Source organism: Amycolatopsis minnesotensis, assembly GCF_039529815.1.
Taxonomy (GTDB): Bacteria; Actinomycetota; Actinomycetes; order Mycobacteriales; family Pseudonocardiaceae; genus Amycolatopsis; species Amycolatopsis minnesotensis.
In genome coordinates this window covers 24,958-51,558 of record NZ_BAAANN010000004.1, presented here as the reverse complement: position 1 = coordinate 51,558, position 26,601 = coordinate 24,958, and the positions used below count along the sequence as shown (strand labels likewise).

22 protein-coding genes are annotated in these 26,601 nt (G+C 69.8%); 10 read left to right on the top strand and 12 right to left on the bottom strand.

All coding sequences use genetic code 11. From position 1 onward, the window contains the following. The first annotated feature begins 185 nt into the window (after window positions 1–185). Genes ABD256_RS05960 through ABD256_RS05940 form a run of 5 tightly spaced genes read left to right on the top strand, consistent with a single transcriptional unit; the run spans window position 186 to window position 7,751 of the window. Window positions 186–5,030 carry a DUF4082 domain-containing protein gene (locus tag ABD256_RS05960; protein ID WP_344414319.1) on the top strand — a complete coding sequence of 1,615 codons (4,845 nt, stop codon included), beginning with the start codon at window positions 186–188 and terminating at the stop codon, window positions 5,028–5,030. Next, complete coding sequence (locus ABD256_RS05955) at window positions 5,027–5,686, top strand: NeuD/PglB/VioB family sugar acetyltransferase (protein ID WP_344414316.1); 660 nt, start codon at window positions 5,027–5,029, stop codon at window positions 5,684–5,686. Before ABD256_RS05960 ends, ABD256_RS05955 begins: the two co-directional genes overlap by 4 nt. Beyond that, on the top strand, window positions 5,683–6,795 hold the full coding sequence (locus ABD256_RS05950; protein ID WP_344414314.1) for a DegT/DnrJ/EryC1/StrS family aminotransferase: 1,113 nt from the start codon (window positions 5,683–5,685) through the stop codon (window positions 6,793–6,795). Before ABD256_RS05955 ends, ABD256_RS05950 begins: the two co-directional genes overlap by 4 nt. After that, window positions 6,792–7,370 (top strand): acyltransferase, encoded by a 579-nt coding sequence (locus ABD256_RS05945; protein ID WP_344414312.1) that lies wholly within the window; start codon window positions 6,792–6,794, stop codon window positions 7,368–7,370. Before ABD256_RS05950 ends, ABD256_RS05945 begins: the two co-directional genes overlap by 4 nt. Before the next feature lie 27 nt (window positions 7,371–7,397). Continuing rightward, on the top strand, window positions 7,398–7,751 hold the full coding sequence (locus tag ABD256_RS05940) for a VOC family protein (protein WP_344414310.1): 354 nt from the start codon (window positions 7,398–7,400) through the stop codon (window positions 7,749–7,751). A 23-nt stretch (window positions 7,752–7,774) separates the two neighbouring features. Here the strand turns inward: ABD256_RS05940 and ABD256_RS05935 are convergent, their stop codons facing one another. Both ABD256_RS05935 and ABD256_RS05930 read right to left on the bottom strand, forming a co-directional pair. Then, window positions 7,775–8,101, bottom strand: a complete 327-nt coding sequence (locus ABD256_RS05935) for a beta/gamma crystallin domain-containing protein (protein ID WP_344414308.1) — start codon at window positions 8,099–8,101, stop codon at window positions 7,775–7,777. A 183-nt stretch (window positions 8,102–8,284) separates the two neighbouring features. Beyond that, window positions 8,285–9,586, bottom strand: coding sequence for a pentapeptide repeat-containing protein (locus ABD256_RS05930; protein ID WP_344414306.1), 1,302 nt, complete (start codon window positions 9,584–9,586; stop codon window positions 8,285–8,287). A 95-nt stretch (window positions 9,587–9,681) separates the two neighbouring features. Between ABD256_RS05930 and ABD256_RS05925 the strand changes: the two genes are divergently transcribed. Further along, entirely contained in the window at window positions 9,682–10,524 is an 843-nt protein-coding gene (locus tag ABD256_RS05925; protein WP_344414304.1) for a helix-turn-helix domain-containing protein, read from the top strand. 1 nt (window position 10,525) lies between these two features. Next, window positions 10,526–10,714: a DUF397 domain-containing protein gene (locus tag ABD256_RS05920; RefSeq protein WP_344414302.1), complete on the top strand. Its 189-nt coding sequence runs from the start codon at window positions 10,526–10,528 to the stop codon at window positions 10,712–10,714. Window positions 10,715–10,757: 43 nt separating this feature from the next. Here the strand turns inward: ABD256_RS05920 and ABD256_RS05915 are convergent, their stop codons facing one another. The 10 genes from ABD256_RS05915 to ABD256_RS05870 form a co-directional block, all read right to left on the bottom strand. Then, a complete protein-coding gene (locus ABD256_RS05915) occupies window positions 10,758–11,777 on the bottom strand; it encodes an HNH endonuclease signature motif containing protein (RefSeq protein ID WP_344414300.1) in 1,020 nt (339 codons plus the stop codon). Window positions 11,778–12,235: 458 nt separating this feature from the next. Then, entirely contained in the window at window positions 12,236–14,062 is a 1,827-nt protein-coding gene (locus ABD256_RS05910; protein ID WP_344414298.1) for a DUF4082 domain-containing protein, read from the bottom strand. Window positions 14,063–14,148: 86 nt separating this feature from the next. Further along, window positions 14,149–15,462, bottom strand: coding sequence for an O-antigen ligase family protein (locus ABD256_RS05905; protein WP_344414296.1), 1,314 nt, complete (start codon window positions 15,460–15,462; stop codon window positions 14,149–14,151). Then, window positions 15,459–16,208: a YveK family protein gene (locus tag ABD256_RS05900; RefSeq protein WP_344414294.1), complete on the bottom strand. Its 750-nt coding sequence runs from the start codon at window positions 16,206–16,208 to the stop codon at window positions 15,459–15,461. The genes ABD256_RS05905 and ABD256_RS05900 overlap by 4 nt, the downstream gene beginning before the upstream one ends. 91 nt (window positions 16,209–16,299) lie before the next feature. Further along, complete coding sequence (locus tag ABD256_RS05895) at window positions 16,300–17,034, bottom strand: class I SAM-dependent methyltransferase (RefSeq protein ID WP_344414292.1); 735 nt, start codon at window positions 17,032–17,034, stop codon at window positions 16,300–16,302. Beyond that, on the bottom strand, window positions 17,031–18,248 hold the full coding sequence (locus tag ABD256_RS05890; protein ID WP_344414290.1) for a rhamnosyltransferase WsaF family glycosyltransferase: 1,218 nt from the start codon (window positions 18,246–18,248) through the stop codon (window positions 17,031–17,033). The genes ABD256_RS05895 and ABD256_RS05890 overlap by 4 nt, the downstream gene beginning before the upstream one ends. Window positions 18,249–18,258: 10 nt before the next feature. Next, window positions 18,259–19,698 carry a lipopolysaccharide biosynthesis protein gene (locus ABD256_RS05885; RefSeq protein ID WP_344414288.1) on the bottom strand — a complete coding sequence of 480 codons (1,440 nt, stop codon included), beginning with the start codon at window positions 19,696–19,698 and terminating at the stop codon, window positions 18,259–18,261. Then, window positions 19,695–20,777, bottom strand: a complete 1,083-nt coding sequence (locus tag ABD256_RS05880) for a glycosyltransferase family 2 protein (RefSeq protein ID WP_344414286.1) — start codon at window positions 20,775–20,777, stop codon at window positions 19,695–19,697. Before ABD256_RS05880 ends, ABD256_RS05885 begins: the two co-directional genes overlap by 4 nt. A gap of 3 nt (window positions 20,778–20,780) precedes the next feature. Continuing rightward, window positions 20,781–21,668 carry a DUF6492 family protein gene (locus tag ABD256_RS05875; RefSeq protein ID WP_344414284.1) on the bottom strand — a complete coding sequence of 296 codons (888 nt, stop codon included), beginning with the start codon at window positions 21,666–21,668 and terminating at the stop codon, window positions 20,781–20,783. Next, window positions 21,665–22,585, bottom strand: a complete 921-nt coding sequence (locus ABD256_RS05870; RefSeq protein WP_344414283.1) for a glycosyltransferase family 2 protein — start codon at window positions 22,583–22,585, stop codon at window positions 21,665–21,667. Before ABD256_RS05870 ends, ABD256_RS05875 begins: the two co-directional genes overlap by 4 nt. Window positions 22,586–22,844: 259 nt before the next feature. Here ABD256_RS05870 and ABD256_RS05865 point away from each other — a divergent pair, with 259 nt between their 5' ends. The 3 genes from ABD256_RS05865 to ABD256_RS05855 are packed head-to-tail and all read left to right on the top strand — an operon-like array spanning window position 22,845 to window position 26,405. Next, window positions 22,845–24,092, top strand: a complete 1,248-nt coding sequence (locus tag ABD256_RS05865) for an MFS transporter (protein ID WP_344414282.1) — start codon at window positions 22,845–22,847, stop codon at window positions 24,090–24,092. Next, a complete protein-coding gene (locus ABD256_RS05860; RefSeq protein WP_344414281.1) occupies window positions 24,089–25,066 on the top strand; it encodes a TolB-like translocation protein in 978 nt (325 codons plus the stop codon). Before ABD256_RS05865 ends, ABD256_RS05860 begins: the two co-directional genes overlap by 4 nt. 28 nt (window positions 25,067–25,094) lie before the next feature. Beyond that, entirely contained in the window at window positions 25,095–26,405 is a 1,311-nt protein-coding gene (locus ABD256_RS05855) for a cytochrome D1 domain-containing protein (RefSeq protein WP_344414280.1), read from the top strand. Window positions 26,406–26,601: the final 196 nt, after the last annotated feature.

The window sequence follows — 26,601 nt, the reverse complement described above, 5'->3', positions numbered from 1 at the left end:
TCGCGGATTTCGCGAATCACCCTCCGTCACAGAGATTTTCCCTTTCCTGCCAGCGCGATCCAGCCGTGACCTGTTTTTGTAACGGGCGGCAGGCGCGGTTCGACGAACGCATCAGATGTGTGCTGGTTTTCCGCCGGAATATCGGCTGGAACGCACGCCGGACACCTGCCGAGAGGTGGCACCCCATGTCTTTGCGCACGCGGGCGACGCGGCTGCTGGTCGCCATCACCGTCGCCGGTTCCTCCTTCGTGGCGCTCGGCGGGCTGCACACCTCCGCGGCGGCGGCGAACCCGTGCACCCCGCCGGTGCTCAACCGGATCGCCTGCGAGAACACCCAACCCGGCACCGAGAACTGGCAGGTGCAGGGCCCGGACGATGCGATACAGGGCTACACCACCGATATCAGCACCACCGCGGGCTCGCGGGTCGACTTCAAGGTCAAGACGAGCGCGTCGTCCTACACCATCGACGTGTTCCGCCTCGGCTGGTACGGCGGCGTCGGCGCGCGCCAGATCCTGCCCTCGGTCACCCGGTCCACGCCGCAGAGCCAGCCGCCGTGCCTGACCGACCCGCCGATCGGCTTCACCGACTGCGGGAACTGGGCGGTGTCCGCGAGCTGGACCGTGCCGTCGAACGCGGTGTCCGGCCTCTACTACGCCCGCCTGCGCGCGAACACCGGCGTGGAGAACGAGATCGCGTTCGTCGTCCGCGACGACGCGAGCCAGTCGAAGGTGCTCTTCCAGACCTCGGACTCCACCTGGCAGGCCTACAACCGCTACGGCGGCACCAGCCTGTACTTCGGCAGCGACACCTACACCGGGCCCGGCCAGGGCGGCGCCGCGTACAAGGTGAGCTACAACCGGCCGCTCGTCGGCGGCGGCGACGAGAACTTCATCTTCAACGCCGAGTACCCGATGCTGCGGTTCATGGAGGCCAACGGGTACGACCTGTCCTACACCACGGACGTCGACTCGGCGCGGCGCGGCACCCTGATCCGCAACCACCAGGTGTTCATGGCCGTCGGGCACGACGAGTACTGGTCGAACGAGCAGCGCGCGAACGTCGAAGCCGCCAGGGATGCCGGTGTCCACCTCGCCTTCCTCACCGGCAACGAGGTCTTCTGGAAGACCAGGTGGGACAAGAGCACGGACGCCTCGAAGACCGACTGGCGCACCATGGTCTGCTACAAGGAGACCAAGGCCAACGGCAAGCTGGACACCAGCAGTCCGGTGTGGACGGGGACGTGGCGGGATCCGCGGTACAGCCCGCCGTCGGACGGCGGGCGGCCGGAGAACTCGTTGCTGGGCAACATCTTCATGGTCAACGGGCGCCGCACCGACTCGCTGCAGGTGCCCTCGGCGTACGGGAAGATGCGGCTGTGGCGCACCACGTCACTGGGCTCGCTCGCCTCGAACGCCACCTACACCTTCCAGCCAGGCACGCTCGGCTACGAGTGGAACACGGTGGAGGACAACGGGTTCCAGCCCGCGGGCGTGGCGCAGCTGTCCAGGACGACGGTCGCGATGGAGAAGCCCGACGACTACTTCGTGCTGAAGAACCACGGTGACCTCTACGGCCCCGGCACCAAGACGCACGCGCTGACGCTGTACCGCGCGCCGAGCGGGGCGCTGGTGTTCGGCGCGGGCACCGTGCAGTGGGCATGGGGCCTCGACGACGAGCACGCCTTCTCCACCGACGTGCCGACCACCGACGTCCGGATCCAGCAGGCGACCGTGAACCTCCTCGCCGACATGGGCGCGCAGCCGGGCACCCTGCGACCGGGCCTGGTGCTCGCGAGCGCCACCACGGACACCGCGCCGCCCGCCGTGGCGATCACCTCGCTGCCCGCGCAGGCGGCCGTCGGCGCGGCGTACACCTTCTCCGGCACGGTCACCGACGCGAGCGGCAAGGTCGGCGGCGTCGAGGCGTCCACCGACGGCGGGTCCACCTGGCACCCGGCGAACTGGCTCGCCGGGCAGGGCACCTGGAGCTACACCTACACGCCGAGCAGCTCGGGCACGAACTCGCTGAAGGTCCGCGCCGTCGACGATTCGGCGAACCTGTCCCAGCCCACGTCGACCACGAAGACCGTGTCGGCGCGCGGCTGCCCGTGCGGGATCTGGACGAACGCGGACGTGCCGAGCGCGCCCGATCTCGCCGACGGCGGGGCGCTCGAACTGGGTGTGAAGTGGCGCAGCAACTCCGCCGGGTACGTGCGCGGCGTCAGGTTCTACAAGGGCGCGGGCAACACCGGCACGCACACCGGCACCCTGTGGTCCGCGGCCGGGCAGCAGCTCGGCACCGGCACCTTCTCCGGTGAGACCGCGACCGGCTGGCAGACCCTGACCTTCCCGCAACCGGTCGCGGTGGCCGCGAACACCACCTACGTGGTGTCCTACTTCTCCCCCACCGGGCACTACGCGGCCGATTCCGAGTACTTCAGCCGGAAGTCGGCCTACCTCGAACCGCTCACCGGGCTGCAGACCGGCACCGACGGCGGCAACGGGGTGTTCCGCGGCGGCGCCGGGTTCCCCACGCAGACCTCCACCGACACCAACTACTGGGTCGACGTGGTGTGGGCCCCCGATCCCGGCCCGGACACCCGCGCACCGGGCCTCGTCTCGACCACCCCGCTGAACAACGCGGGCACGGTCCCGCTCAGCCCCGCGGTATCGGCGAAGTTCGACGAGCGCGTGAACCCGACTTCCGTGCAGTACGCGCTTTCCAGCCCGTCCGGCGCGGTCGCGGGCACCTCCTCGGTGTCCGGCGACGGGCTCACCGTTTCGTTCACTCCGAACGCCCCGCTCGCCGCGGGCACGAAGTACACCGCGTCGCTGCGGGTCGCCGACACCGCGGGCAACGCGCTCGCGAGCCCGGCCACCTGGGCGTTCACCACCGGGAAACCACGGCCCGCCGCCTGCCCCTGCACGGTGTGGGACGACTTCGCGGCCCCGGGGACCCCTGCCGTCGACGACGCTTCCCCGGTCGAAGTCGGCACCAAGGTGCGGTTCGACGGCAAGGGCGAAGTGCTCGGCGTCCGGTTCTACAAGGGCGAGGGCAACACCGGCACGCACACCGGTTCGCTGTGGTCGTCGAGCGGGCTCCTGCTGGCCACCGGGCAGTTCGGCGCGGAGACCAGCTCCGGCTGGCAGACGCTGACCTTCTCCACCCCGGTGGTCGTGCAGCCGAACACCACCTACGTCGTGTCCTACTACGCGCCGACCGGGCGGTACGCCAACGACGGCGGCTACTTCGCCGGGCGCAGCGCCGACTACGGCCCGATGCACGCGCTCGCCAACGGCGTCAGCGGCGGCAACGGCGTGTACCGGTACGGCAGCGGCGGCGGGTTCCCGGCGTCGGCCTACAACGGCTCGAACTACTGGGTCGACGCGATCTACCGCAACGGGCTCAACGGCGACAGCACCCCGCCGTCGTCGACCGCGCACACCCCGGGCACCGGCTCGGCGAACGTGGCACTGACCGCGCCGATCACCGCGACGTTCTCCGAACCCGTCGACCCGGCGAGTGCGCAGATCTGGCTCACCGACCCCGGCGGCGCCAAGCTCACCGGCACGGTTTCCCTTTCCCCTGACCAGAAAACGGTCACCTGGACGCCCAGCGGCAAGCTCGCACCCAACACCCGCTACACCGCGAGCGTGCGCATCGCCGACGTCAACGGCAACGCGATGGCGGCGCCGATCACCTGGGACCTGACCACCGTCGGCGATCCCTCGTGCCCGTGCGGGGTGTTCAGCACCGCCACCGTGCCGACGGTGACCTCGGCCGACGACTCCGGCGCCTACGAACTCGGCGTCCGGTTCACGCCGGCGAGCAGCGGCAAGATCACCGCGGTCCGGTTCTACAAGGGCGCGGAGAACACCGGCTCGCACACCGGTTCCCTGTGGTCGCCGACCGGGCAGCGGCTCGCGACCGGCACGTTCACCGGGGAAAGCGCGGAGGGCTGGCAGACGCTGACCTTCCCGGCACCGGTCGCGGTCTCGCCGGGAGTCACCTACACCGCGTCGTACACCACCACCAGCGGGCACTACGCGGCCGACGCCGGGTACTTCCAGCGCACCGGTGTGCCCGGCCCGCCGCTGAGCGCGCCCGCGACGGCCGATCCGGCGGGCCCGAACGGCGTGTTCCAGCCGGGTTCGGGGTTCCCGACGGCGACCTACGGCGGCACCAACTACTGGGTCGACGTGGCGTTCACCCCGAACGCGGACACCACGGCACCGGTGGTCACCGGCACCACGCCGGAGCACGAAGCGAGCGACGTCCCGCTGAACACCGCGGTCACCGCCACCTTCAACGAACCGGTCGATCCGTCCTCGGCGCAGTTCACGCTGTCCGATCCGGGCGGCGCGAAGATCAGCGGCTCGTCGTCGATCTCCTCCGACGGCAGGACGGTGACCTTCACCCCCGCCGCGGCGCTCGCACCGTCCACTCCGTACACCGCGAGCGTGCGGATCACCGATCTGAACGGCAATCCGATGAGCGCGCCGTACACCTGGTCGTTCACGCCGACCGCGACGCGGACCTGCCCGTGCTCGCTGTTCAGCGCGGCGTCGGTGCCCGCCACACCGTCCACTGACGACGGTGGCGCCTACGAACTCGGCGTCCGGTTCACCCCGGGTGCGAACGGGACCATCACGGGTGTCAAGTTCTACAAGGGCACCGGCAACACCGGGCCGCACACCGGTGCACTGTGGGCGAACACCGGGCAGCAGCTCGCCACCGGCACGTTCGGCGGTGAGACGGCGACCGGCTGGCAGACGCTGACGTTCGGCACGCCGGTGCCGGTGACCGCGGGCACCACCTACGTCGCCTCGTACACCACGACCACCGGACACTACGCCGGGGACGCCGGGTACTTCGCCACCGGCGTCACCGCACCACCGCTGTCCGCACCCGCGACCAGCAACGAGACCCCGAACGGCGTCTTCCAGCCTGGCAGCGGGTTCCCGACGGCGACCTACGGCGGCGCGAACTACTGGGTTGACGTAATTTTCACAGGGTTCGCCGGATGAGGGCGGCACGGCCGTTGTTGCTGGTCGGCGCGGGCGGGCTGGCCAGAGAGGTGCTGGCGGCCGTCCGCGCACTGCCGGGGGCGTGGGCGCCGCTCGGCGCGCTCGACGACAACGAGACCCGGCACGGGTCCACTGTGGACGAACTGCCCGTGCTCGGCGGCAGCGACCTCGTGCACGAGCACCCGGACGCCGCGGTCGTGGTGTGCGTGGCGAATTCGGCGCGTCCCGCCGGCAGGCTCGCGGTCGCCAGGAAGCTCGGCCTGCCCGACGAGCGCTGGGCGACCGTGGTGCACCCCGCGGCGTCGGTGCCCGCGGGCGCCGCGCTCGGGCCGGGCACCGTACTGCTCGCGGGCACCGTGCTCACCACCCCGATGCGGGTCGGCGCGCACGTGCTGGCGATGCCGCACGTGCTGCTCACCCACGACGACGAGATCGCCGACGGCGTCACCTTCGCCGGCCGCGCGACCCTCGCCGGGGGCGTGCGCGTCGGCGAAAGCGCGTACCTCGGGCAGGGCTCGATGATCCGCGAGGGCGTGACGATCGGCACGGAAGCCGTCGTCGGCATGGGCGCGGTCGTCCTCGCCGACGTACCGGCGGGACAGGTGTGGGCCGGGGTACCGGCCAGGATGCTCGACACGAAGGGGACCGCGACGTGATTCCACTGGTGGATCTGGCCGCGCAGCACGATCAGGTGGCCGACGAGGTGGCGCAGGGCTGGACGGAGGTGCTCAAGACCACCGCGTTCATCGGCGGCAAGCAGGTCGCCGCGTTCGAAGGCGAGTTCGCGGCCTACCTCGGGGTGCCGCACTGCGTCGCGGTCGGCAACGGCACCGACGCGATCGAACTCGGGCTGCGCGCGCTCGGGATCGGGCCGGGCGACGAGTGCGTGCTGCCCGCCAACACGTTCGTCGCCACCGCCGAGGCCGTCGCGCGCGCCGGGGCGAAGCCGGTGCTCGTGGACTGCGACGACGACACCGCGCTGCTCGACGTGGACAAGCTCGCCGAGGTCGTCGGGCCGCGGACGAAGGCGGTCCTGCCCGTGCACCTCTACGGCCAGGCCGCGCCGGTCGAGCGGATCACACCGATCGCCGAGTCCGTCGGCGCGGCCGTCCTCGAAGACGCCGCGCAGGCGCAGGGCGCGCGGCGGCACGGCAGGTGCGTCGGCTCGTTCGGCGATGTCGCGGCGACCAGCTTCTACCCCGGCAAGAACCTCGGCGCGTACGGGGACGGCGGTGCCGTCGTCACCACGCGGGCCGATCTCGCCCTGAAGGTGCGGCTGCTGCGCGAGCACGGTTCGCCCGCGAAGTACGAGCACCCGGTGCTCGGCTTCAACAGCAGGCTCGACACGCTGCAGGCCGTGGTCCTGTCCGCGAAGCTCCGCAGGCTGGAGACCTGGAACGCCGCCCGCCGCGAGGCGGCCGCGCGTTACGAAGAGCTGCTCGCCGATCTCCCGCAGGTGCGCAGACCCGTTGTGCTGGAAGGGAATCTGCCGGTCTGGCACCTGTACGTGGTGCGGGTCCCCCGGCGCGCCGAGGTGCTCGCTTCGCTACACGAGGCCGGGATCGGCGCGGGGGTCCACTACCCGGTGCCGGTGCACCTCACCGGCGCGTTCGCCTCGCTCGGGCACGGGCCGGGCTCGTTCCCGGTGGCCGAACGGGCCGCCGGCGAACTGCTCTCGCTCCCCCTGTTCCCCGAAATCACCGTTGGCCAGCAGGAACGCGTGGCCGACGCGCTGCGGAAGGCAGTGGAGAGGACGCCGCGATGACCGGGATCGTGTCGGCGAAGGTCTGGGTGCACCCGGCCGGGCTGTGCGAGAGCAAGTCCGTCGGCGAGGGCACCAGGGTGTGGGCGTTCGCGCACGTCCTGCCGGGTGCGCGCGTCGGGCGGGACTGCAACATCTGCGACGGCGCGTTCGTCGAGGGCAGGGCGGTGCTCGGCAACCGGGTGACGGTCAAGAACGGCACGCTGGTGTTCGACGGCGTCACCTGCGAGGACGAGGTGTTCCTCGGGCCGAACGTGTTGTTCACCAATGATCTGCGGCCGCGTGCGGCGATCCGCCGGACCGGTGACGACCTGCTGCCCACGCTGGTCCGCCACGGCGCGACGCTCGGCGCGGGCACCGTCGTGGTATGCGGGATCGAGATCGGCAACCACGCCTTCGCCGCCGCGGGCTCGGTCGTCACGAAGGACGTGCCCGCGCACGCCTTCGTCGCCGGGAACCCCGCGCGGCACAAGGGCTGGGTGTGCACGTGCGGCTTCCGGCTCGACGGCGAGTTCACCTGCGCCGACTGCGGTTCCCGGTTCGCCAGGACGGGGCCTGGGCTCGCTCCGCTGCTGTGATCGCGCGAATACTGGACAATCGTGGGCATGGTCGTGCGAGTCGGATCGGTCGTGATGGGCGTGTCGGACGTGCGGCGCGCGATGGAGTTCTGGTGCCGCGCGCTGGGTTACATACCCCGTGAGGCGCCGGAGGACACCTGGGTGGTGCTGACCCCGGCGTACGGGGACGGGCCGAACGTCTCACTCGGACGGTCCGAGACACCGGTGCAGCTCAAACCCCGTGTGCACCTCGACCTGTACGCCGACGATCAGGCCGCCGAGGTCGACCGCCTGATCGGCATCGGCGCGTCGCACGTGGACTGGGACTACCCGCCCGGCGCGGACTTCGTGGTGCTCGAAGACACCGAGGGCAACCGCTTCTGCGTGATCGCCCACGCGTGAGGTGCGCGCCGGTCGAGGCTTCGTCAGTGAATTTCGATGGCTTTGATGTCCGCCGGACGATTCGGAAAGCTCAAGTCCGTCCACCGTGGTACGTAGACGGTCGCGCCGTTCTGATCGTAGTAGGTGACATCATTGTTCCCGGTAACGATCCGGTCGAGCCACCCGTACTCGCTGGTTTTTCCGGCATTGGCGAAACAATCGATCCAACCGATGTTTCCTTTGCGAATCCACACCTTCAGGAACCCGTCATCCACTTTGCAGTTGTAGTCGTAGACCTTGTTGATCGCGAACGAGGTTCCCGTCGGTACGGTCACGGTGAAAGTGGCGGCGGCGACGGCCGCGACGGTCACAGCACGAGCCAGCTTCTTCCGCGGTGAAATCATGACTCTCCCAAGTTGAAAATCAGGTGTGCGGAGCCTTAGAGCCCACCGGAAGTATTTTGGCGGCGCCCAGTCGACCTCAAGTCCCTGGAGCTGCTGCGGAACCTTTTACCCCTAAACTCGGTACTTTTGGTCACCAGCCACCGGCACGGCTCAGCTCGGGGTGAGGATCCCCCACTCACCGCCGGACTCCCCGTCCGGGCTGACCGCGCCAGGGACCACCGCCCATCCCGTCGGCCAGTAACGCCCGTCCTTCCCGGTGTCGAGGCGGACCCAGCTGCGCTGCGGAACGAGCGCGCCCGACTTTTCGCGCAGGCAGTTGAAGGGGTGCTCGTCGTCGAATTCGGCACCGGCGAGATGCGCGCCCGCGAGAAACCGTGCATCGGCGAACCAGGCCAGTGCGCCGAACCGGGTCCCGTCGAACCCGGCACCGCCGGTGAAGCGGGTGGCCCCGAATTCAGCGGCGTCCTGGAACTCCGCCTCCCCGAACCCCGCACCGGCGAACACGGACGTGCCGAAGGACGCGACATCCGCGAAGACGGCCGACCTGAAGTAGGCGTATCCGCCGAACGTGGCCCAGACGAACCCGGCCGTGCCGTGGAACCGCGCCTTGCGGAAGCTGACCTCGTCGGCGAAATCAGCGCCGGTGAACTTCACCAGGCTTGAAAAGGTGACGCCGTCGAAGTCCGCGTAACCCTGGAACCGAACGGAGCGGAAGATCGCGGGCTCACCGAACTCGGCGTCCGAAAAGTCCGCGGCCCCGTCGAAGCGCGCATCGGTGAAGTCGGCCGCCCGGACGCGGCACCCGGTGAACGAGAACCGGGTCAGCACGGCTCCGGTGAGGTCGAGGTCGATGCCCGGCCAGAACTCGGCGCCGTCGCGGAGGTGCCGTGCGAGGATGCGCTGCGCGGTCATCCGCACCTGCAACTCCTGCGCGGGGACCTCGTCCTCCCCGTCGACGGCGGGCATCCGGAGGTAGGCGCAGATGACGTCCACGATGGTCTGCCGCTGCCCCGGATTGTCCTGTGCCAACCGCCGCAACGCGTACAACCCGCCAAGGCGCACCGGCGCCTTGTCCGACCCCACCTGATCCACCGCGCGCCCGTAGGACTCGGTGATCCGCCGCGACTCCGCATCCGCTTCACTGGCCGCCGCCACCCGTTCCTGCAACGCGTGCGCCCGCTCCGCCGCCTGCTGATCGGCGTGCTTCTGGTTCAGTGCGATCTCACTGGTCCGCTGCCGCCGCGCCGCCAACCACAACGCCGCCGCCCCACCCGTACCGACCACAATGGTGCCCGCCGTCTTGATCGCATCGAGCTGCGCCGAATGCTCACCGCCCCCGAACACCACCAGCAACACCACGGCGAGCCCGACACCGACCACGATCAGCACCACCGCCGCCCAGAAAATCGCGCGGTTCGACAACTCCCGATACGGCCGCTCATCCCCACTCATCGTCGTATTCTATCGCGGGCCGGGTGGCGCGAATCTGTACCACTTTTCGCTCAGCACCAACAGAAACCGTCGCACCCTGATGTCACACTGAGTCCATGACAGCGACACCCATCGCATCACCCCGTGCCCGCGCACTCGGCGCCGCGCTGCGAGCGGCCCGCGAATCGCGCGGCATCGGCCTGCGCGAACTCAGCCGGATCGAAAGCATCAGCCACGCGATGCTTTCCCTGTGGGAGAAGGGAACCCGAGTACCGAAGGTCAAGGAAGTCGCCGCGCTCCTCGGCTGTCTCAGCATCGTCGGGGCTGAGCGGGAGCGGATCCTGGAGCTGGCGGAGCACGCCCACGAACCCGACTGGCTGGAGAAGGTGATGCCCAACGCGCCACTGAGTCTCACTTCGTACATCGAGTGCGAGCGCACGGCGACAGGAATAGCCACCTGGCATCCCTTGCTGATCCCTGGCCTGTTGCAGTCGGGCGATTACGCGCGTGCCGTCTTAGCAACCAAGCGGCGCAGCCGCGAGGAAGTCGATAAACGCCTGCTGGTTCGCATGGCCCGCAAGGAAGTCCTCGGATCGCTGACCAGCTATCGCGCCACAATTGGCGAGGCCGCGCTCAGGGCGAGCATAGGTGGGCCAACTGTCATGATCGATCAGCTCGATCACCTGCTGACTGTCGCCGAGCGGGCAAACGTAAGCCTCCGAGTGATGCCACTCGGCATGAACTACCACCAAGGACTCTGCGGCCCCTTCAGCATTCTCGACTTCGCGGACCTGCGGCCGATCGTGTTCAGCGAGAACCTTGGCAGCAACGTGTACCTGTACGATGAAGAGCAGGTTGCCGAGTATCGCAAGGCCGCCAAGGACATCACCAACCTCGCGCTGAGCGAGCGGGACTCCTGCACGCTGCTCCGGGAGGTGATCGCCGACCTGGAGGTATGACATGCCCGCTACCTGGCGAAAATCCACCTATAGCGACAAGGATGACTGTGTCGAGGTGGCGCTGGCGCCAGCGGTGGTACAGGTCCGCGACACCAAGGCGCGATCCGCGGGCACCCTCCGAACTTCCACCCGATCGTGGGAAGCCCTCACCCAGCGTCTCGGATCCCCGGAAACCGGTCGTACCCACTAGGCCATCCGATACATCTGGCCGCGCCACGAGCGCACGAACCTGGTCAGCAGAATCCGGTCGGTTTTTCGGTGTAGGTGCGGCCGTCGGGGGTGGTGACGGTGATGGTGCCGTCGTCGTCGGTGTGGAATTCCCAGCCGGGTTCATCGCACAGGCCGTGATGCACGCGGCAGAAGGGCCGGAAGTTGATCTTGTCGGTGCCGCCGCCTTCGCTCCAGGGCTGGATGTGGTCGAGGTCGCTGTACTGCGCGGGCCGGAAACACCCCGGCAGGTAACAGGTGCGGTGCAAGACCTGGACGTATTTCCGCATCCCGGCCGAGGGCCGGTAGCTCTTGCGGCCCATGTCGACCGGTAGCCCGGTCATCGGCTCGGACACGATCCGGTTCCACACCGAGTTCGGATCGAAGGCGATCTCGCGGGCCATCTCGGGTGAGATCTCGCCGCATCCGGCCAGTTCGGCGGGGTTGTTCCGCAGGCCCATCAGGGTCGGCAGGTCGATGTAGACGAAGACCTGCGCCGTCGGCTTACCGCCGCACTCCCCGCCCAGGCACAGTTCCACGAGGCCATCGGCTCTGAGCTGGTCCGTGGTGCGCATGTCGCCTTGGCGCTTCTTGTCCAACGCGTACCGGTCACACAGGGCATAGATCGCCTGCGCCCGATCCGAGGGCAACTCCGCGAACAACGTCGAGGACCCGTGATCCCCGTGCCGGATCTCCAGCATCCGCGCCGCCGTCTTCGCCCGCCGCCGCTGCTCATACCCCTCGGGGTCGACCCGCATCAGCAGCGAGTTGGCCATCCTCCGTAACGAGCCCGGATTCTTGTTCTCGAACGTCAACCGCGAGTCCACCTCAGCCGCGACCTCCCGGGACGCACACGCGGTAGCCTCGAAAACCTTCGATGCCATGCCCTCATCGATGAGCCCGTTCTCCAACGCCTCCAACGTGCGCGGCAGGTAGGAGGTCAACGCGTCAGCGAGCGCCGCTTTCTTCTCCGCCCCGGCTTGGGTGCAGTTGCACGACAACGCCACCCACGCCAGCACCGATCTTCGCGACCACACCCCACTCATCTGCGCGATTTGCCGCAACAACATCGCCTGCCCAAACCGGAACCACCTCTTCCAATGCTCCGCAGAATCAGCAACAACCCGACCGTCAGAAATCTCCAGTACATCCACACCACAATTCTACCAATCAACCATTCACCCGATCAGGTACAACAAAGATGACTACCTGCCACAACGCGCCCACAACGAAACCGCAAGCCAAACAACATACGGGACCGACAGTGCGTCGGGGACGCTACCCCAAGGCGACCAAAGGTTTTCGTTCCGTAGGGAACCGACGCTGGTGACCAACGACGCGACCCGCACCGAGGAGCGTCGGTTCCCTACGGCGCGCCGAAGGCGTGCCGTAAACCTTCACCGCGCCCCCCAAACACGCGAGCAAAACCCAAAAAGCAGCCCCCATTTTCCAGCTTACCGAAGAGCACCGACAGTTCTGGAACGAACGCGAACCGGAACAAAACTCAAGGCGTGATCCGATAGACGTGATAGCTGTACTCAGCAGCGAACTCATCGGTCAGCGTGCCGTCCACCACCGGCACCTCCCGATCCTCGAACAACACCGAAGCACGAGACCCCGCCATCCCCGCGGGCAAGTTCAAGACCTGCTTCCCCGAAGACGTCCCCCGCCCCAGCATCGCGAAAACATAGTACGAGCCGTCATACGACTTGAGCATCGTGTCCATGCCGTGCGCGAACGAATACTGGAACGACTGCGTGTTCAGGATCGGCGCCAATTGCCGGATCCGCTCGTTCATTTTCGTCACCGACGGCCGCACCGCCGCGCCGCACGGGTCGCGGAGCACGTGCTGGCTCACGCACGGGCCGCCGAAGCTGTGGTTGAAGTAGATGATCCCGCGCGCCTCGTGGATGAGGGAGTTCATCACGGCGCCTTCGAGCTGCGGGCCGGTGATGGTCGGGCTCGCGGCGTCGGTGAACGGGTGCCCGGTTTCGACGAACCCGAACACCGGCTGGAGCTTGCCGTCCTTCGCGTCGAGCGCGCGCATGCGGTCGACGGTCAGCCCGTAGTTCGCGGCGAGGCGGCAGTTCGGGTTGACCACGCCGAGCGAGGGCCCCTCCGACGACGACGTGCACACGTTCGGGTCGGTGTACCAGTAGACGTCGTTCGACACGGCCGTCGTGTAGCCGTTGACGAACTTCTCCGCTTCGGCGTCGGACTCCCAGAACAGCACGCCCTTGCCGAAGTTCGCGAACCGCAGCCGCGCGTCCGGCTCCTTCAGCTGGTCGCTCAGGGTCTTCAAAACGGTGTACCCGCAGCCGCGGACGGCGCACACCTCGCCCTGCCCCGGGTAGTTGCCGGTCCACGCGCCGCTGCCCGGCCCCGCCCACATGTCGACCTCGTCGGCGAGCAGCGCGCCGACCCGCTCCGAACCGGACCCCGGCAGATCGGCCGCGATCGCGGCCATCCCGTTCGCGCGGAGCAGCGCCGGGTCGCTGTTGTTCGTCAGCTCGATGTAGGTGTTCAGCCCGGCCGCCTTGTCCGTCTCGACGTCCTGCCGGCCGAGGACCGACTCGAACCACACGGCCGTCGGGAAGAACGCGGGATCGCCCCACGCCTTCGCACCGGGGTTGGCCGCGTAGTACGCGGGCCCGCCCTCCCACGGCACGCGGGGCAGCTCGACCCCCTTCGCCAATGTGTCCTTTGCAGACACCGAGGGAACCGGCGAAGCGGGCTGCGGGCGCGCGTTCGGATCGGCCTGGAAGAACACGTCGACGAAATAGTTCGAATCGCGGTAGCTCTGGGTCGGAAACTTACTGCTCCGGCCGTAGGAGAACACGCCATTGGCTTGCGGACCGGATTTCGGCGCGGTCAGGTTGCCGCTGAACTGCGAATACCCGCGGAAATATCCTTGATCACCGGAATAACCGCCGCGCGGGGCGTGGTAGGACGCCACGTACGGCGTGTTCGCGGCAATGGCGACCGGGTGCTCGAAAAGGGCGTGCTGCCAGCCCGACGCGGTCTCGTCGCGGAACGCCACGGTCGCCAGCCGCACCCCGTCCGCCGACCACAGGCTGCCGATGTGCTCACCGGTGTTCGACGGGCCCTTGTAGAACCGGACGCCCGTGACGCGCCCGGGAACGGCCGAGGTGAACCGGACCCCGAGCTCCACGCTGCCGCTGTCGGCATCACTGGCGACGCTCGGCGAGGCGTTCGGCCACAGCGACTCGGTGACCGGGGCCGAGGTGGGAGTGGCCGCCGAAATGGCCAGCGTGGCACCGGCGAGCGCCAGCACGGTCGGGATCGCGACGAGAAAATTTCGCGTCCGCACGCAACATCTCCCTGTCGCACAGTGTGTAAACCAAAAATGGCCCAGATGGCGAGCGTACGTCCAAAAACCCGCGAACGATACCCGGGTTAATCCATTCGGACGACCGATTTTCGTTCGGCAGCAGCAATTCTGTTGAGCGCGCCGCTGGCGCCGATCAGGACGAACACCAGCCCGGTGGCGACGCCGAAACTGAACAGGTCGAAGGTCGCCGCCCCCGCCACACCCACCGCCACGCCCGCGATCAGGCTCGCGCTCAGGCTCTTCGTCGTCAGGTCCCGCGCGCTCATCCGCACCTTCACCGCGGCGGTGATCGCCAGCACGAACGCCGCGAGCATGCCGAGCAGCCCGATCCAGCCGTTTTCGATGAGCGTCAACAGGTACTGGTTGTCCAGGAGCTGGTACTTGTCGGGCAGGTAGGTGCCGAACCCGCGGCCCGTCCACGGGTGCAGGTCCACCTGCTGCCACGCCACGGTGTAGTCGTCGGTGCGCGAGGTGACGCTCGGGTCCTCGTCGATGTTCGCGAACAGGCCGTAGAGCGTGCCGATGAGCCCCGGCACCAGCAACGAGGCGACGCCGATCGCACCGAGCCCGCAGCCGAGCACCACGATCTTGCGGCGCCCCGGCAACGCCAGCACCAGCACCACGCCGACGATCAGCAGCCCGAGGATCGCGGTGCGCGACACCGAAACCAGCGCGCCGCCGCCGATCAGCGCCGTGCAGAGCCACCAGCGGGCCGCCGAAACCCCGCTCCCCTTCGCGTTGAACGCGTAGTGCCCCGCGAGCGGCGTGACCGCGGCGCAGATGAGGCCGTATTCGATGGGGTGGTTCGTGGTGCCCGCCGGGCGGCGGAACGCGGCGCGCTCCTGGATCGCGTCGTACCCGCCCTGCGCGCGCAGGCCCGGCACGTTCAGGTACTGCGTGAGGTCGAAACCGAAGGCGAACTGCAGGATCCCGACACCGGCCATCACGGCGACCACGCCCACCACGACCTTGAGCAGCCGGTCGAGCCGATCCCGCGTGACGACGGCGTCGCAGACGAACAGCGCGACCGAGATCGTGCCGAGGATCCGGATCAGCCCGCTGTCGGTCAGGTTCACCTCGTCCGGCGGCAGGTACCGCCTCGTCGCGATGCCGTAGGTGAGCAGGTGCGTGGCGAGCATCAGGAACAGCCCGGTGCGGACCATCGTGCGGCCCTTGGCCATCCGCAGCGTGCTCACCAGGTGCGCGCAGCCCCACACCACGCCGAGGCCGAACGCGAGCACGGTGATCGGCGCCATCGTCATCGGGATGCGCGAGATGACGAACTTCGCCGGCACCAGCATCAGCACCAGCACGTAGAGGCAGACGAGGGTGGTGCCGTCCGCGGACACCCTGGCGCGAACCGCGGTGAGGCTGGTCATTCCCGCGCTTCGGCAGAAACCTCGGCGGGCTGCCTGTTGTTGACCGGGTGCATCGCGGGCCGGGTCAGCTCCGGATCCCGCGGCGCGGCCACTTCGGGGGCTTTCGGCCGCCGCCTGCGCATCGCGTTCGCGATGCTGTCGTAGGCGAACGTGACGGCCAGCGCCAGTATCAGCGTGAGCACGAACGCGGCACCGGCGAACCGGAGCTTGCCGCCGATCTGCGCCTCCGGTGCCGTCGGCTTCACCAGCACCTGAACCTGGATGAACGTGGACTCCGGCGCCTTCAGCTCGCGCTGGCGGGTGTCGAGCTCCTGGCGCGCGCGGTCGAGCGTGCTGCCGACGAGCTGGCGGCTGCGCGCGTCGGAATCGCTCTGCGCGGTGACGAACACGAACGGCCCGTTCGTGGTGCCGTTGCTCGCGGTGTAGGTGTCGCTGGACCCCGTCGCGATGCCCAGCGCCTCCTTCGTCGCCGGGTCGTTGAGCACCTGCGCGGCGATCTGCGCGGAGGTGACCAGGCTGCCGTCGAAGGCGAGCAGCGGGTTGATCTGCACGGCCTGGTCCGGGTCGGACCGCTCGGCGACCTTCCCGCCCGCGGACGGCGCGGTGAGCACCACGACACCGGTCGAGCTGTACCGGGTGGGGATGCTGACGTAGGTGAGCAAGGTCAGCGCGATCGCGACCACGACCGCGGGCAGCACCACGTACCAGCGCTTCCGCAGCAGCCGCACGGCGCCCCAGAAGTCCATGGCTCCCGCCCCCGCTCTCGCACGCGATTTCACGTGCTCGTCCTAGAAAGAATCGTGAGCGCGGAAAAGTTGTTACGTTCGGTACAAGAATTCACGGTGCCGTCCCGGTGGCGAGCAGGTTGTCGCGAAACCTCGGCACGCGCAGCAACGGCTTCCCGATCTTCGACAGCACGCGGTCCGCCCTGCGGTTCGGCGTGTGCGCGAACTCGTGCAGCTCCACCGAAACGCCGTCGAACCCGGCGCGCTCGAGCTGCCAGCGCAGGTGCTCGGCCGAGTACTCCAGCACGTGGCCCCTGCCTTCGTCGGAGGGTTCGTCGAAGTGGTCGAAGATCGGCCTGCCGGTGGCGAGGTAGACCACGTTGCGCAGGCGGTACAGGTTCGGGGTGGTGCACACGAGCGTGCCGCCGGGCCGCAGGACCGCGTTCAGCCTGCTGAACGCGGAATGACCCGGCACCGGCAGGTGCTCGATGACCTCGGAGAGCAGCACCACGTCGTACTCCCGGCCCACCGGCGCCGCGTCGCGCGCGAGGTTGAACCGGAACGTCTCGATGCCCTGCGAAGCGAGCGTGGCGAAACAGGTTTCGTCGATGTCGGCGACCGTCACGTGGTCGTCCCACAGCCGGGACGCGAGCGCCGCGAGCTGCCCGCCGCCGACTTCGAGCACGCGCACCGGCGAGGACGGCGCGAGTGCGGCGAACCGCCGCAGCACGGCTTCGTACCGCGTGCGGTAGCGCGGGTAGTAGTGGCTTTCCTCCTGCCAGCTCCCCGCGAGCACTACCTCGTCGAAGGCGCTGGTGAACGCGGATTCGGAAAACGTGCGGGTCATGCGCGCAGTTCCCTTCCCAGGAGCTTTTCCAGCTCGTTCCCCGCCGCGGACCACGACCGGCCGGACACGCTCGCCGACGCGGCGGCCGCGACCCCGTCGAAATCGGGCCGCGCGACCACCTCGCCGAGCGCGTCCGCCAGCGCGTGCGGTGCCGGGTCGGCGTAGCGGACGTGCGTGTTGTCCAGCACGACCCGGTTGTGGATGGCTTCGTTGACCACCGGCACGCAGCCCGCGGCGAGCATTTCGTGCGGTACCAGCGACACGTTCGTCATGGACAGGCTGAGCCCGGCGAAGCAGCGGTTGTACAGCTCCGCGAGCTGGGGCGGGGTGAGCAGGCCGTGATCGACGAACCGGGGCCCGAGATCCCCGACCTTCTCCCCGTAGAGGTGCACCCACAGCCCGGGATGCCGTTCGGAGAACAGTTCCAGCGCGAGCCTGCCCAGCTCGAACGCCCGCCGCGACGCGTGCGGCCGCGCGTAGAAGATCACGCCGTCGCGCCGGGGTCCCGGCCGGAGCCGGTACAGCTCGGTGTCGCAGCCGAAGTCGAACGAGTCCGCGGGCATCCCGTGCTCCGCGGTCAGCTTCCCGGCGAGGAACTTGCCCGCGGTGAACCCGTGGAACCCCATCCGGTAGGTGTTCTCCGCCAGCGCGGACAGCCCGCCGACGGGGAAGAACCACGGCTCGTAGTCCTGGACGAGGTAAAACCGCTTGCCCGCGCAGGGATCGGTGAACACCGGGTACGCGGTCATCCACGCGGTCGCGAACACCGCGTGCGCGTCGGCCATCCCGTCGCCGGCGTCGCGGACCGGGCCGCGGAAGCCGGGGAACGCCGAGCGCACCGTCGGTTCGTGGTCGGCGGCGCGGCTGCCGTAGGTGTCGTACAGGTACACGCGGCAGGTGTGCCCGGCGGCTTCGAGGTGCTCGATGAGCCGGAACATCGTGGTGTGCCCGCCGGAACCGTGGCTCGGCGGCGTGGTCACCCAGTTCACGGTGAGCCTGCCGTCGGCGGGGACCGGCGGGATCACCTCGGGCGGCGGAGAGCCGAGATCGGCGGCGCGCACGTCGGCCATCCGGACGGGCGCGGGTTCGGCACCCGGCCCGAGCCGCTTGGCCGCGGCGAGCAGCAGCCGCGCGCCGACGTGCCGCGCGCCTCCCTCGTCGAGGATGCGGCGAAGCTGATGACCGCGGCGAACGGCTTTCCGGTAGCGAGACACAGTTTCCCCCTTATCCCGCGGCGTTTCGGAGTACGCGCAGCGCTTCGTGCCGCATCGGCAGCACCACGACGGCATACACGGCCACCGCGGCCAGCCCGCCGACGACGAGCCGCCACACGTCGGTGTCGAACAGCCCTTGCGCGCCGACCCCCGCGAGTGCCATCAGCACCCCGCCCACCGCGGGCCGCACGAGCGCGGCGCCGAGCGCGCGGACGCGGATCCCGAAGGGCCGCAACGCGATCAGGTACGCGGGCGCGACGAGCAGCAGCGCCACGACGATGTGCCCGGCGGCGACACCCCGGATGCCGCCGAGGTGCGCGCCGATCGCCAGCACCGGCACCAGCGAACCGAACCACAGCAGGTGGATCCACAGGATCGCGCGCGCTTTCCCCGCGCTGGCAAGGAAGTCGTAGGCGAGTTCGAGCGCGACGCGTACCGCGCCGAGCACCACCAGCAGCGCGAGCGGCGCCGCGGCGGCCGACCACCGCTCCCCGTAGGCGAACCGGACGAGCGGGCCGCCGAACGTCGCGAGCAGCACGCACGCGGGGATGGTGAACAGCGCGAGCAGCCCGAGCGCGCGCGTGAAACTTCGTCGGAACCGTGCTGGATCGTCCCGATCGTCGCGGACACGGGAGAACGCGGCGAGCGAGACACTGCGCACCGGCTGGGAAATCGCGCCGACCGGCCAGCTCGACAGGTTGAACGCGAGCAGGTAGAAGGCCAGCTCGATGGGTCCGAGCAGCTTGCCGACCACCACGTAGTCGATGTTGAGCACGCCGAACACGAGCAGGCTCGACCCGGCGAGCGGGAGCCCGAACGCCAGCAGGCTCTTGGCCTGCTCGCGATCGAATCCCGGCCGGTACCGGTGTTTCGTCAGCACGAACATCACCACCGCGGCGGCGCCGTTGGTGACGATCCGCGACCACGCGAGGCTCCACGCGCCGAACCCGGTGAGCGCGAGCACCACCGCGACCGCGGTGCCCGCGACGAACCCGGCGAGATCGGCGATCGCCTTGTGGTCCTGCCGGAAGTCGCGCTGCAGCATCGCACCCGGCACCGCGGACGCACCGGAGATCACCAGCGCGACCGACATGAGCTGGATGACCCCGGCGGCCCCCGGCGCGTTCAGCTCGGCGGCGAACCACGGCGCGCCGAGCACGCACAGCAGCGCCAGCCCGGTGCCGGAGGCGAAGGACAGCGTGGTCACGGTCGGCGCGATGTCCTTGACGTCGCCCGGCGTCCTGATCAGCGCGACGCTCACGCCCATCTCGCTCACGCTGAGCACGATGTTGAGCACCACCAGCGCGACCGCGAACAACCCGAACTGGTCCGGCGCGATCAGCCTCGCGAGCAGGATGCTGACGCCGACCTGGCACACCCGGCCGACCACGCTGTTGATCGCGCTCCAGCGGATCGCCGAGCCGAGGCTCGGTTCCTTCGTCCCGGTCATACGCCGCGCAGCTTCCAGCTCTGCCACCACAGCCAGTTCTTCGCCTTCTTCGCGACCTGCGAACCGGCGAAGAGCTGGGTGCGGCCGCACACCGCGGCCCCGAGCGCGCGGCGCCTGCGCAGCGCCGCGTACTCGGGCAGCGACTTCGCCGGCCCGAAGACCTCCAGCGCGAAGTCGACGAGCTGGGCGGTGGGCACCTCGTCGACGCGGTCGCGGTCATAGGCGCGGACGGCCGCCCACAGCGCTTCCTTGGCCAGCGCGCGATGCGCCCGCGCGCGCATCATCGGCGCGCCGTGCAGCACGGGGTGCTCGGCGAAGAAGTGGTCGAACACCGCCAGCCGCTGTTCGAGATCGGTCAGCACCGCGGAGAACCGGGTGCGCAGCATGCTGTTCTCGTGCACCCGGTAGTACGCGGCGGGACGGCCCCGCACGTACGCGATGTCGGACACCGCGGCGAACCGCAGCCACATCTCCAGGTCGCCGGCGTGCGGCAGCTCCGGCCGGTACCCGCCGACCCGCTGCTGCACCGAGGTGCGCACGACGACCTCCGGCGAGGAGATCACGTTGTGGCCGGAGCGGCAGCGGCCCTCGATCCACTCGGTGCCGTGCCAGCGCGTCACCCCGAGCGGCAGCGAAAGCGTCTTCGGCAGCGCCTCGTGGTCGCTGTAGTAGACGCCGCGGCCGTAGACCATGCCGATGCTCGCGTCGCGGTCGAACACCGCGGCCGCGCGGGCGAGCGCGCCGGGCGCGAGCAGGTCGTCCGCGGAGAGCAGCACCGTGTAGTCCGCCGACGCCCAGCCGAGCAGGCCCTCGTTGTAGGTCGCGAGATGGCCCTGGTTGACCGCGTGCCGCCGCGCCTCGACGCGGGGATCGCGCGCCAGCCTGGCGCTCACCTCGGGGGTGTCGTCGGGTGAATGGTCGTCGATGATCAGCACCCGCACGTCGACGCCGCGTTGCGTGAGCACGCTGTCGACGCAGTGCGAGAGGAAGTGCGCGTAGTTGTAGCACGGGATCACGACATCGACCGTCGGCAGCGAGCCGCGGCTCCGGGTCACCGGTTTCGGCAGTTCTGACAACACGGCTCAGCTTTTCCCTCGGTGCTCGCCCGCGCTGGTCCCGCAGGCTCGGGTGGCGGCGAGCCTGGCCTCGCGGGGAGTGCCGGACTTCGCCGAGATCATCAGTGCGAGCGAGCCGGGATCGCGGCGCAGCGCGAACTCGCGCGCGCCCGGCTCGTCGAGCGGCACGGTGTCCCAGTAGGTGTGGCAGAACATCGTCGGCGACGGGGAGAACCGCGGCGCCTGGCCGAGCACCTCGTCGACGAAGACGCCGTAGAGGATGAACTCGGAGATGTGCAGTTCCGCGGTGCAGGCGTCGAACCAGTTGCGGCCGGTGACTTCGGTGATCCTCGCCTGCATGGCGCGGACGACCGCGGGCTCCCACACGTTGAACGGGCTCACGTAGTCGTGCATCGGCGGATGCGCGCTGCCCGGCACGCCGAGCAGCCTCCTGGCCACCTGGTGCCACCGCACGTGCCGCCGCATCCCGGCGTGCACCGCGCCCTCGTTCCGGTAGAGGCCGGGCGTGCCCTCGATTTCGAACGCCCCCGGTGTGGTGCGCCGCACCAGCACCACGTCGGAATCGGCCAATAGCACCGAACCCTCGTCGAACCGGGCCGCGGCTTCGATCTTCAGCACCTGCTGCAGAACCCACCCGCGCACCGGCGGCCACGGGCGGCGGACGTTGACCCACAGCGGCGGCTTCGGGATCGGAACGTACCGGCGCGGCAGCAGTTCCCCGTATGTCCACACGCGACACCGAGGACCCTCGTGGCTCGCGAAGAGCGCGCGATCGGCCGCCGGTACCAGCACGTGGTGCACGGCGTCGGTGTGGGCCAGCACGGATTCGTGGAGTTCACCGAACAGCTCGGCGTCGGGGGCGTAGCTCGGGGTGATCACGGCGAATCCGGTCATGCGCGCCCTCCGGGCAGGTCGGGCCAGCTCGGGCGGTGGAGCACCGCGCGCAGCGCGGCGCGGTGGGCGGGATCGGCGGAGCGCAGCAGTTCGTGCAGGGCGACCGCGGCGCGGAACCAGCGCGCGGCGGCCGGACCGTGGTGCTTTTCGAAGTACCGGACGCGGTTCACGGCCATCAGCGCGACGAGTTCGCCGTCCCCGCCCGAACCACCGCCCTCGTGCGTCACCACCGCGTCGGGCGTGTATACGACCCCGAACCCGGCGTCGCGCACGCGCCGGAGGTAATCGGTTTCCTCCGAATAGAGGAAGAATCGCGCGTCGTCCCATTCCCCGACCACGCGGCGGCACTCCGCGGTGATCAGGAGCGCCGCGCCGCACGCCCAGTCGACGTGCGCGGTCCCGGCGTAGGCGGCGTCGGACCACACCAGCTCGCTCAGCGCGCCCGCCCGTCGTCCCAGCAGCGCGGTGGCGAAGGCGCGGAGGACCGACGGCTCCCGCCGCAGCGACCGCGCCAGCACACCACCGGGTCCGACGATCATCGGCACCGCGACGCCCGCGTGCTGCTCGTGCACCGCGGCCAGCAGCGCGCGCACCGCGCCGGGCCCCATGGTCAGGTCCGGGTTCAGCACGAGGACGGGAAGATCGCCGGGGATGGTGCGCCACGCCAGGTTCAGCGCGCCGGCGTAACCGAGGTTCGCGCCGGTGGACAGCACTTCCACGCCCGCGGCCTCGGCGAGCGCGCGGCTGTCGTCGGTGGAGCAGTTGTCCACCACGAGCACCTGCCGCACCTGTGCCGCGCCGAGATCGGAAAGCAGCCGAGGAAGCTGCCGCGCGCTTTGGTAGGAGACGACGACCACCGCGCATTCGGCCGTTCGTGGCGGCCGCCGTGCCGCCGGATCACTGATCCGAGTGTTCACGCACCGGTCACCTCCTCGCCTTTTCGCCGGGTGTCACTCGGGCGGACTAAGGGAAAGATCACCAGGAGCGAAAACCTGGCCACGCCGCTGAAAAGGAATCGGTACACGGCCGTTCCCGTTACACCGGCCCCGTTTTCCCTTCCGCGCTTCACTTCGTGGAAAAGCAACGGCGGCGCGCGTTCATAACGATGCGGCCATCCGCGAAACGGCGCGCCCTCCGCCCGCGATCAGTGCCGTGACACCACAAAGGGAGGTCCGGGTGTACCTGACGTCGCGTGCCGCCCCCGAACGGAGCACGTCCGGCGAGGGGCACACCCGCGGCACCGGCAAGCTCCCGGCCACCGTCTTCGCGCTCGGCTCGGTCAGCCTGCTCACCGACGTCTCGGCGGAGATGATCACCGCGTTCCTGCCGGTCTACCTGCTGTACACGCTGCAGCTCGGGTATGTCCAATTCGGACTCCTCGACGGCCTGTACAACGGCGCGACCGCGCTGCTCCGGCTCGCGGGCGGCTACGTGTCGGACAAGCTCAACCGGCCGAAGCTGGTCGCGCTGATCGGCTACGGCACCTCCGCGGCGACCAAGCTCGCGTTCCCGCTGGCCGGGGCGTCCGGCGCGGGGATCGGCGGCGTACTCGCCGCCGACCGCGCCGGCAAGGGCCTGCGGACCGCGCCCCGCGACGCGCTGATCTCGCTGTCCACCCCGCCGTCGAGACTGGGCCGCGCGTTCGGCGTGCACCGGTCGATGGACACCGTCGGCGCGCTGATCGGCCCGCTCGTCACGTTCTGGATCATGCGCGATCTCGGCACCGGGCCCACCCCGGTGTTCGTGGTCAGCTTCTGCTTCGCGCTGCTCGGCCTGATCGTGCTCGCCACCTTCGTCCGCGAACGACGGCCATCGGCGGCGCCCCGCCCGGCCGTTTCGCTGAAGGCCTGCGCCCGCCTGCTGAAGGACAGGGGGATCCGCCGGATGACCTACGCGGCGGGGCTGCTCGGGCTCGCCACGATCAGCGACGCGTTCGTCTTCGTGGTGGTCCAGAAGTCCACCGGCGTCGGGCTCGACGTGCTCCCGCTGCTGCCGCTCGGCACCGCGCTGGTGTTCCTGCTCGCCGCCATCCCGCTGGGCAGGCTCGCCGACCGCTGGGGCCGGTGGCGCGTGTTCTTCGCCGGGCACGTCGCGCTGCTCGGCGTGTACGCGGTGCTGCTCGCGCCCGGCGGCGGCGTGCCGATGCTGGCGCTCGCGCTCCTGCTGCACGGCCTGTTCTACGCCGCGACGGACGGGGTGCTGATGGCGTACGCGGGCCCGCTCGTGCCGGAGGAACTGCGCGCCAGCGGGCTCGCCGTGGTGCAGACCGGGCAGGCGGTCGCGCGGCTGCTGTCGTCGGTGGTCTTCGGCCTGCTGCTGGCGTCGTTCGCGATGTCCACCGCGGTGACGATCGTGCTGTGCGCCTTCGTGGTCGCGCTGGGCGGGGCCGCGCTCCTCGTCCGGGCACGAGAGGCGACCTCTTGAAAACCTGGCTGATCTCGCACCGCGTGCTCGTCGGCGTGGTGGCGATGGTGCTCGTGGTCGTCGCGGGCGGCGGCTACGTCATCTCCGCGGCGGGCCCCGGCCCCGACGACGCGCCCGCGGCGAAGCCGATCGCGGGCGACCTGCTCTACGTCGACCTCACCGGCGGCCTCGACCAGGTCCGCACGCTGCGGCTGGGCTCCCCCGGCGCGAAGCCCGCCGCCACCTCGCAGCGGTGCCAGCGCGTGTACGCGGCGGGCGGCACCACGGTGTGCCTGCGGCTCGCCGGGCCCGGCCCCAGCTACGAGGCGGCCGTGCTCGACCCCTCCGGCGCCGAACTGCGCACCGTCGGCCTCGCCGGTATTCCCAACCGCGCACGGGTTTCCGCCTCCGGCAAGATCGTTTCCTGGACCTCGTTCGTGACCGGCGACTCCTACTCGGTGCCCGGCGGGTTCTCCACCCGCACCGGCGTGCTCGACCTCCGCACCGGGGCCGTCGCCGACACGCTGGAGGACTTCCACACCACCGTCGAAGGCGCCGAGAACCGCGCCGCGGACCGGAACTTCTGGGGCGTCACCGTCGCCGCCGACGACCGCACCTTCTACGCCACCATGGCCTCGGCGAACCGCACCTGGCTCATGCGCGGCGATCTCGTCACCCGCACCATGACCGGCGTCCGGCAGACCGCCGAATGCCCGTCGCTGTCGCCGGACGGCACCCGCGTGGCCTACAAGAAACGGGTCCGCAGGCTCGGCCCGTGGGAACTGGCCGTGCTCGACCTGCGCACGGGGAAGGAACTCGGCCTCCCCGGCACCGAGGGCATCGACGACCAGGCCGCCTGGCTCGACGACGCCACGCTCGCCTACGGGAAGGTCCGCCAGGACAGCCCGTCCGCCATCTACGCCGTCCCCGCCGACGGCTCCGCACCGCCGCGCGTGCTCGTCGAAAACGCCGCTTCCCCCGCACCCGTACGGTAACCGTTCCGCTGAAGAACTGGAGACCCCCATGCTCACTCGGCACCGCTTCGCCGCCGTGGCGGGATCACTCGCACTCGCCACCGGACTCCTCACCGCCCCCGCCTCGGCGGCGGTACCACCACCGAGGGTGCTCGGCTACGTCGCCAACAACGGCAGCGGCGATGTGTCCGTTGTGGACACTGCTACCGACACCGTGTCGACCACCATCGCGGGCACCAGCGGCACCTCGCCGTACGACGCGGCGGTCGCGTTCGACGGCGCCCGCGGCTACGTCACCAACTCGCGCGACAACTCGCTGTCCGTGCTCGACACCCCGACGAACACCGTGGACGCCACCGTGCCGGTCGGCGCGCACCCGGCGGGCGTCACGATCGCGCCCGACCGAGGGCACGTCTACGTCAGCAACTACGACGACGGCACGGTGTCCGTAGTGGACGTCGCGACGCTGAGCACCACCGCGACGATCACCGTCGGGGACCGTCCTGACGGGATCGACGTCGCGCCGGACGGGAAGACGCTCTACGTCGCGCACGACGTCCCCGGCGGCGGTTTCGTGTCCGTTGTGGACCTCGCGACCAACGCGCTGAGCGTGAACGTGCCGACCGGGCTCACCCCGTCCGCGCTCGCGATCACCCCGGACGGCAGCAAGGTCGTCGTGGTCAACAAGTTCTCGAACTCGGTGGCCTTCCTCGACACCGCGGTCAACACGATCACCGCGACGATCGGCGTCGGCGCGGTCCCGCACGGCGTGGCGATCTCCCCCGACGGCCGGTTCGCCTACGTCACCAACAGCGAATCCGACTCGGTGTCCGTTGTGGACATCGCGGCGGGCGCGGTGGCCGCGACGGTGCCGGTCGGCGACCGGCCGATCGGTGTCGCGCTGACCCCCGACGGCGCCAAGGCCTACGTCACCAACTACGCCGCGGGCACCACCTCGGTGCTGGACACCGCGAGCCGCACCACGACCGGCACCGTCGGCGTCGGGAGCCAGCCCGTCGGCGTCGCCGTCCACACCGTGCCCGCCGCGGGGACGACGATCACCACCGGCACCGCACGCCTGCAACTGCGCCTGCTCGGCTTCACCGTCGCCGGGCTCACCGCGAAGCTCGTCGAGACGCACACCGGGAAACTGCTCGCCGGTGAGCGCGTCTCGTTCACCACGACGAAGGGCCAGACGCTCTGCGGCGCGACCACGGACTCGACAGGAACCGCGCGCTGCGACGCGAACGTGTCGCTCCTCGTCGGCCTGGCGACGTTGCTCCAGGGATACACCACCGGGTACGCGGGCACCTCCGCGCACCGCGCCGCCGCGACGCACGGCAGCATCCGGCTGCTGTGAAGGTTTCCTTTCCCGGACGGGGCGGGAAACCTGTTGTTTCCCTCCCCGTCCCCTTTTCCACCCACCTGGTTCCTTGACGCGGCGGAAAAACCACTCGTGCTACTGAGAGCAAAAGGCGATTGGGCCGTTCAGCCGCAGGAACACCGGTGCTGACACACCATTTCCCGGCAACCCGTTAATAACCAACCCGACCAGG

What these genes read in the sequence shown, in the direction of transcription:
- ABD256_RS05960 (WP_344414319.1), top strand. Translation starts at nt 186, where the DNA reads ATGTCTTTGCGCACGCGGGCGACGCGGCTGCTGGTCGCCATCACCGTC.
- ABD256_RS05955 (WP_344414316.1), top strand. Translation starts at nt 5,027, where the DNA reads ATGAGGGCGGCACGGCCGTTGTTGCTGGTCGGCGCGGGCGGGCTGGCC.
- ABD256_RS05945 (WP_344414312.1), top strand. Translation starts at nt 6,792, where the DNA reads ATGACCGGGATCGTGTCGGCGAAGGTCTGGGTGCACCCGGCCGGGCTG.
- ABD256_RS05940 (WP_344414310.1), top strand. Translation starts at nt 7,398, where the DNA reads ATGGTCGTGCGAGTCGGATCGGTCGTGATGGGCGTGTCGGACGTGCGG.
- ABD256_RS05930 (WP_344414306.1), bottom strand. Translation starts at nt 9,586, where the DNA reads ATGAGTGGGGATGAGCGGCCGTATCGGGAGTTGTCGAACCGCGCGATT.
- ABD256_RS05925 (WP_344414304.1), top strand. Translation starts at nt 9,682, where the DNA reads ATGACAGCGACACCCATCGCATCACCCCGTGCCCGCGCACTCGGCGCC.
- ABD256_RS05920 (WP_344414302.1), top strand. Translation starts at nt 10,526, where the DNA reads ATGCCCGCTACCTGGCGAAAATCCACCTATAGCGACAAGGATGACTGT.
- ABD256_RS05915 (WP_344414300.1), bottom strand. Translation starts at nt 11,777, where the DNA reads ATGAGTGGGGTGTGGTCGCGAAGATCGGTGCTGGCGTGGGTGGCGTTG.
- ABD256_RS05905 (WP_344414296.1), bottom strand. Translation starts at nt 15,462, where the DNA reads ATGACCAGCCTCACCGCGGTTCGCGCCAGGGTGTCCGCGGACGGCACC.
- ABD256_RS05900 (WP_344414294.1), bottom strand. Translation starts at nt 16,208, where the DNA reads ATGGACTTCTGGGGCGCCGTGCGGCTGCTGCGGAAGCGCTGGTACGTG.
- ABD256_RS05895 (WP_344414292.1), bottom strand. Translation starts at nt 17,034, where the DNA reads ATGACCCGCACGTTTTCCGAATCCGCGTTCACCAGCGCCTTCGACGAG.
- ABD256_RS05885 (WP_344414288.1), bottom strand. Translation starts at nt 19,698, where the DNA reads ATGACCGGGACGAAGGAACCGAGCCTCGGCTCGGCGATCCGCTGGAGC.
- ABD256_RS05875 (WP_344414284.1), bottom strand. Translation starts at nt 21,668, where the DNA reads ATGACCGGATTCGCCGTGATCACCCCGAGCTACGCCCCCGACGCCGAG.
- ABD256_RS05855 (WP_344414280.1), top strand. Translation starts at nt 25,095, where the DNA reads ATGCTCACTCGGCACCGCTTCGCCGCCGTGGCGGGATCACTCGCACTC.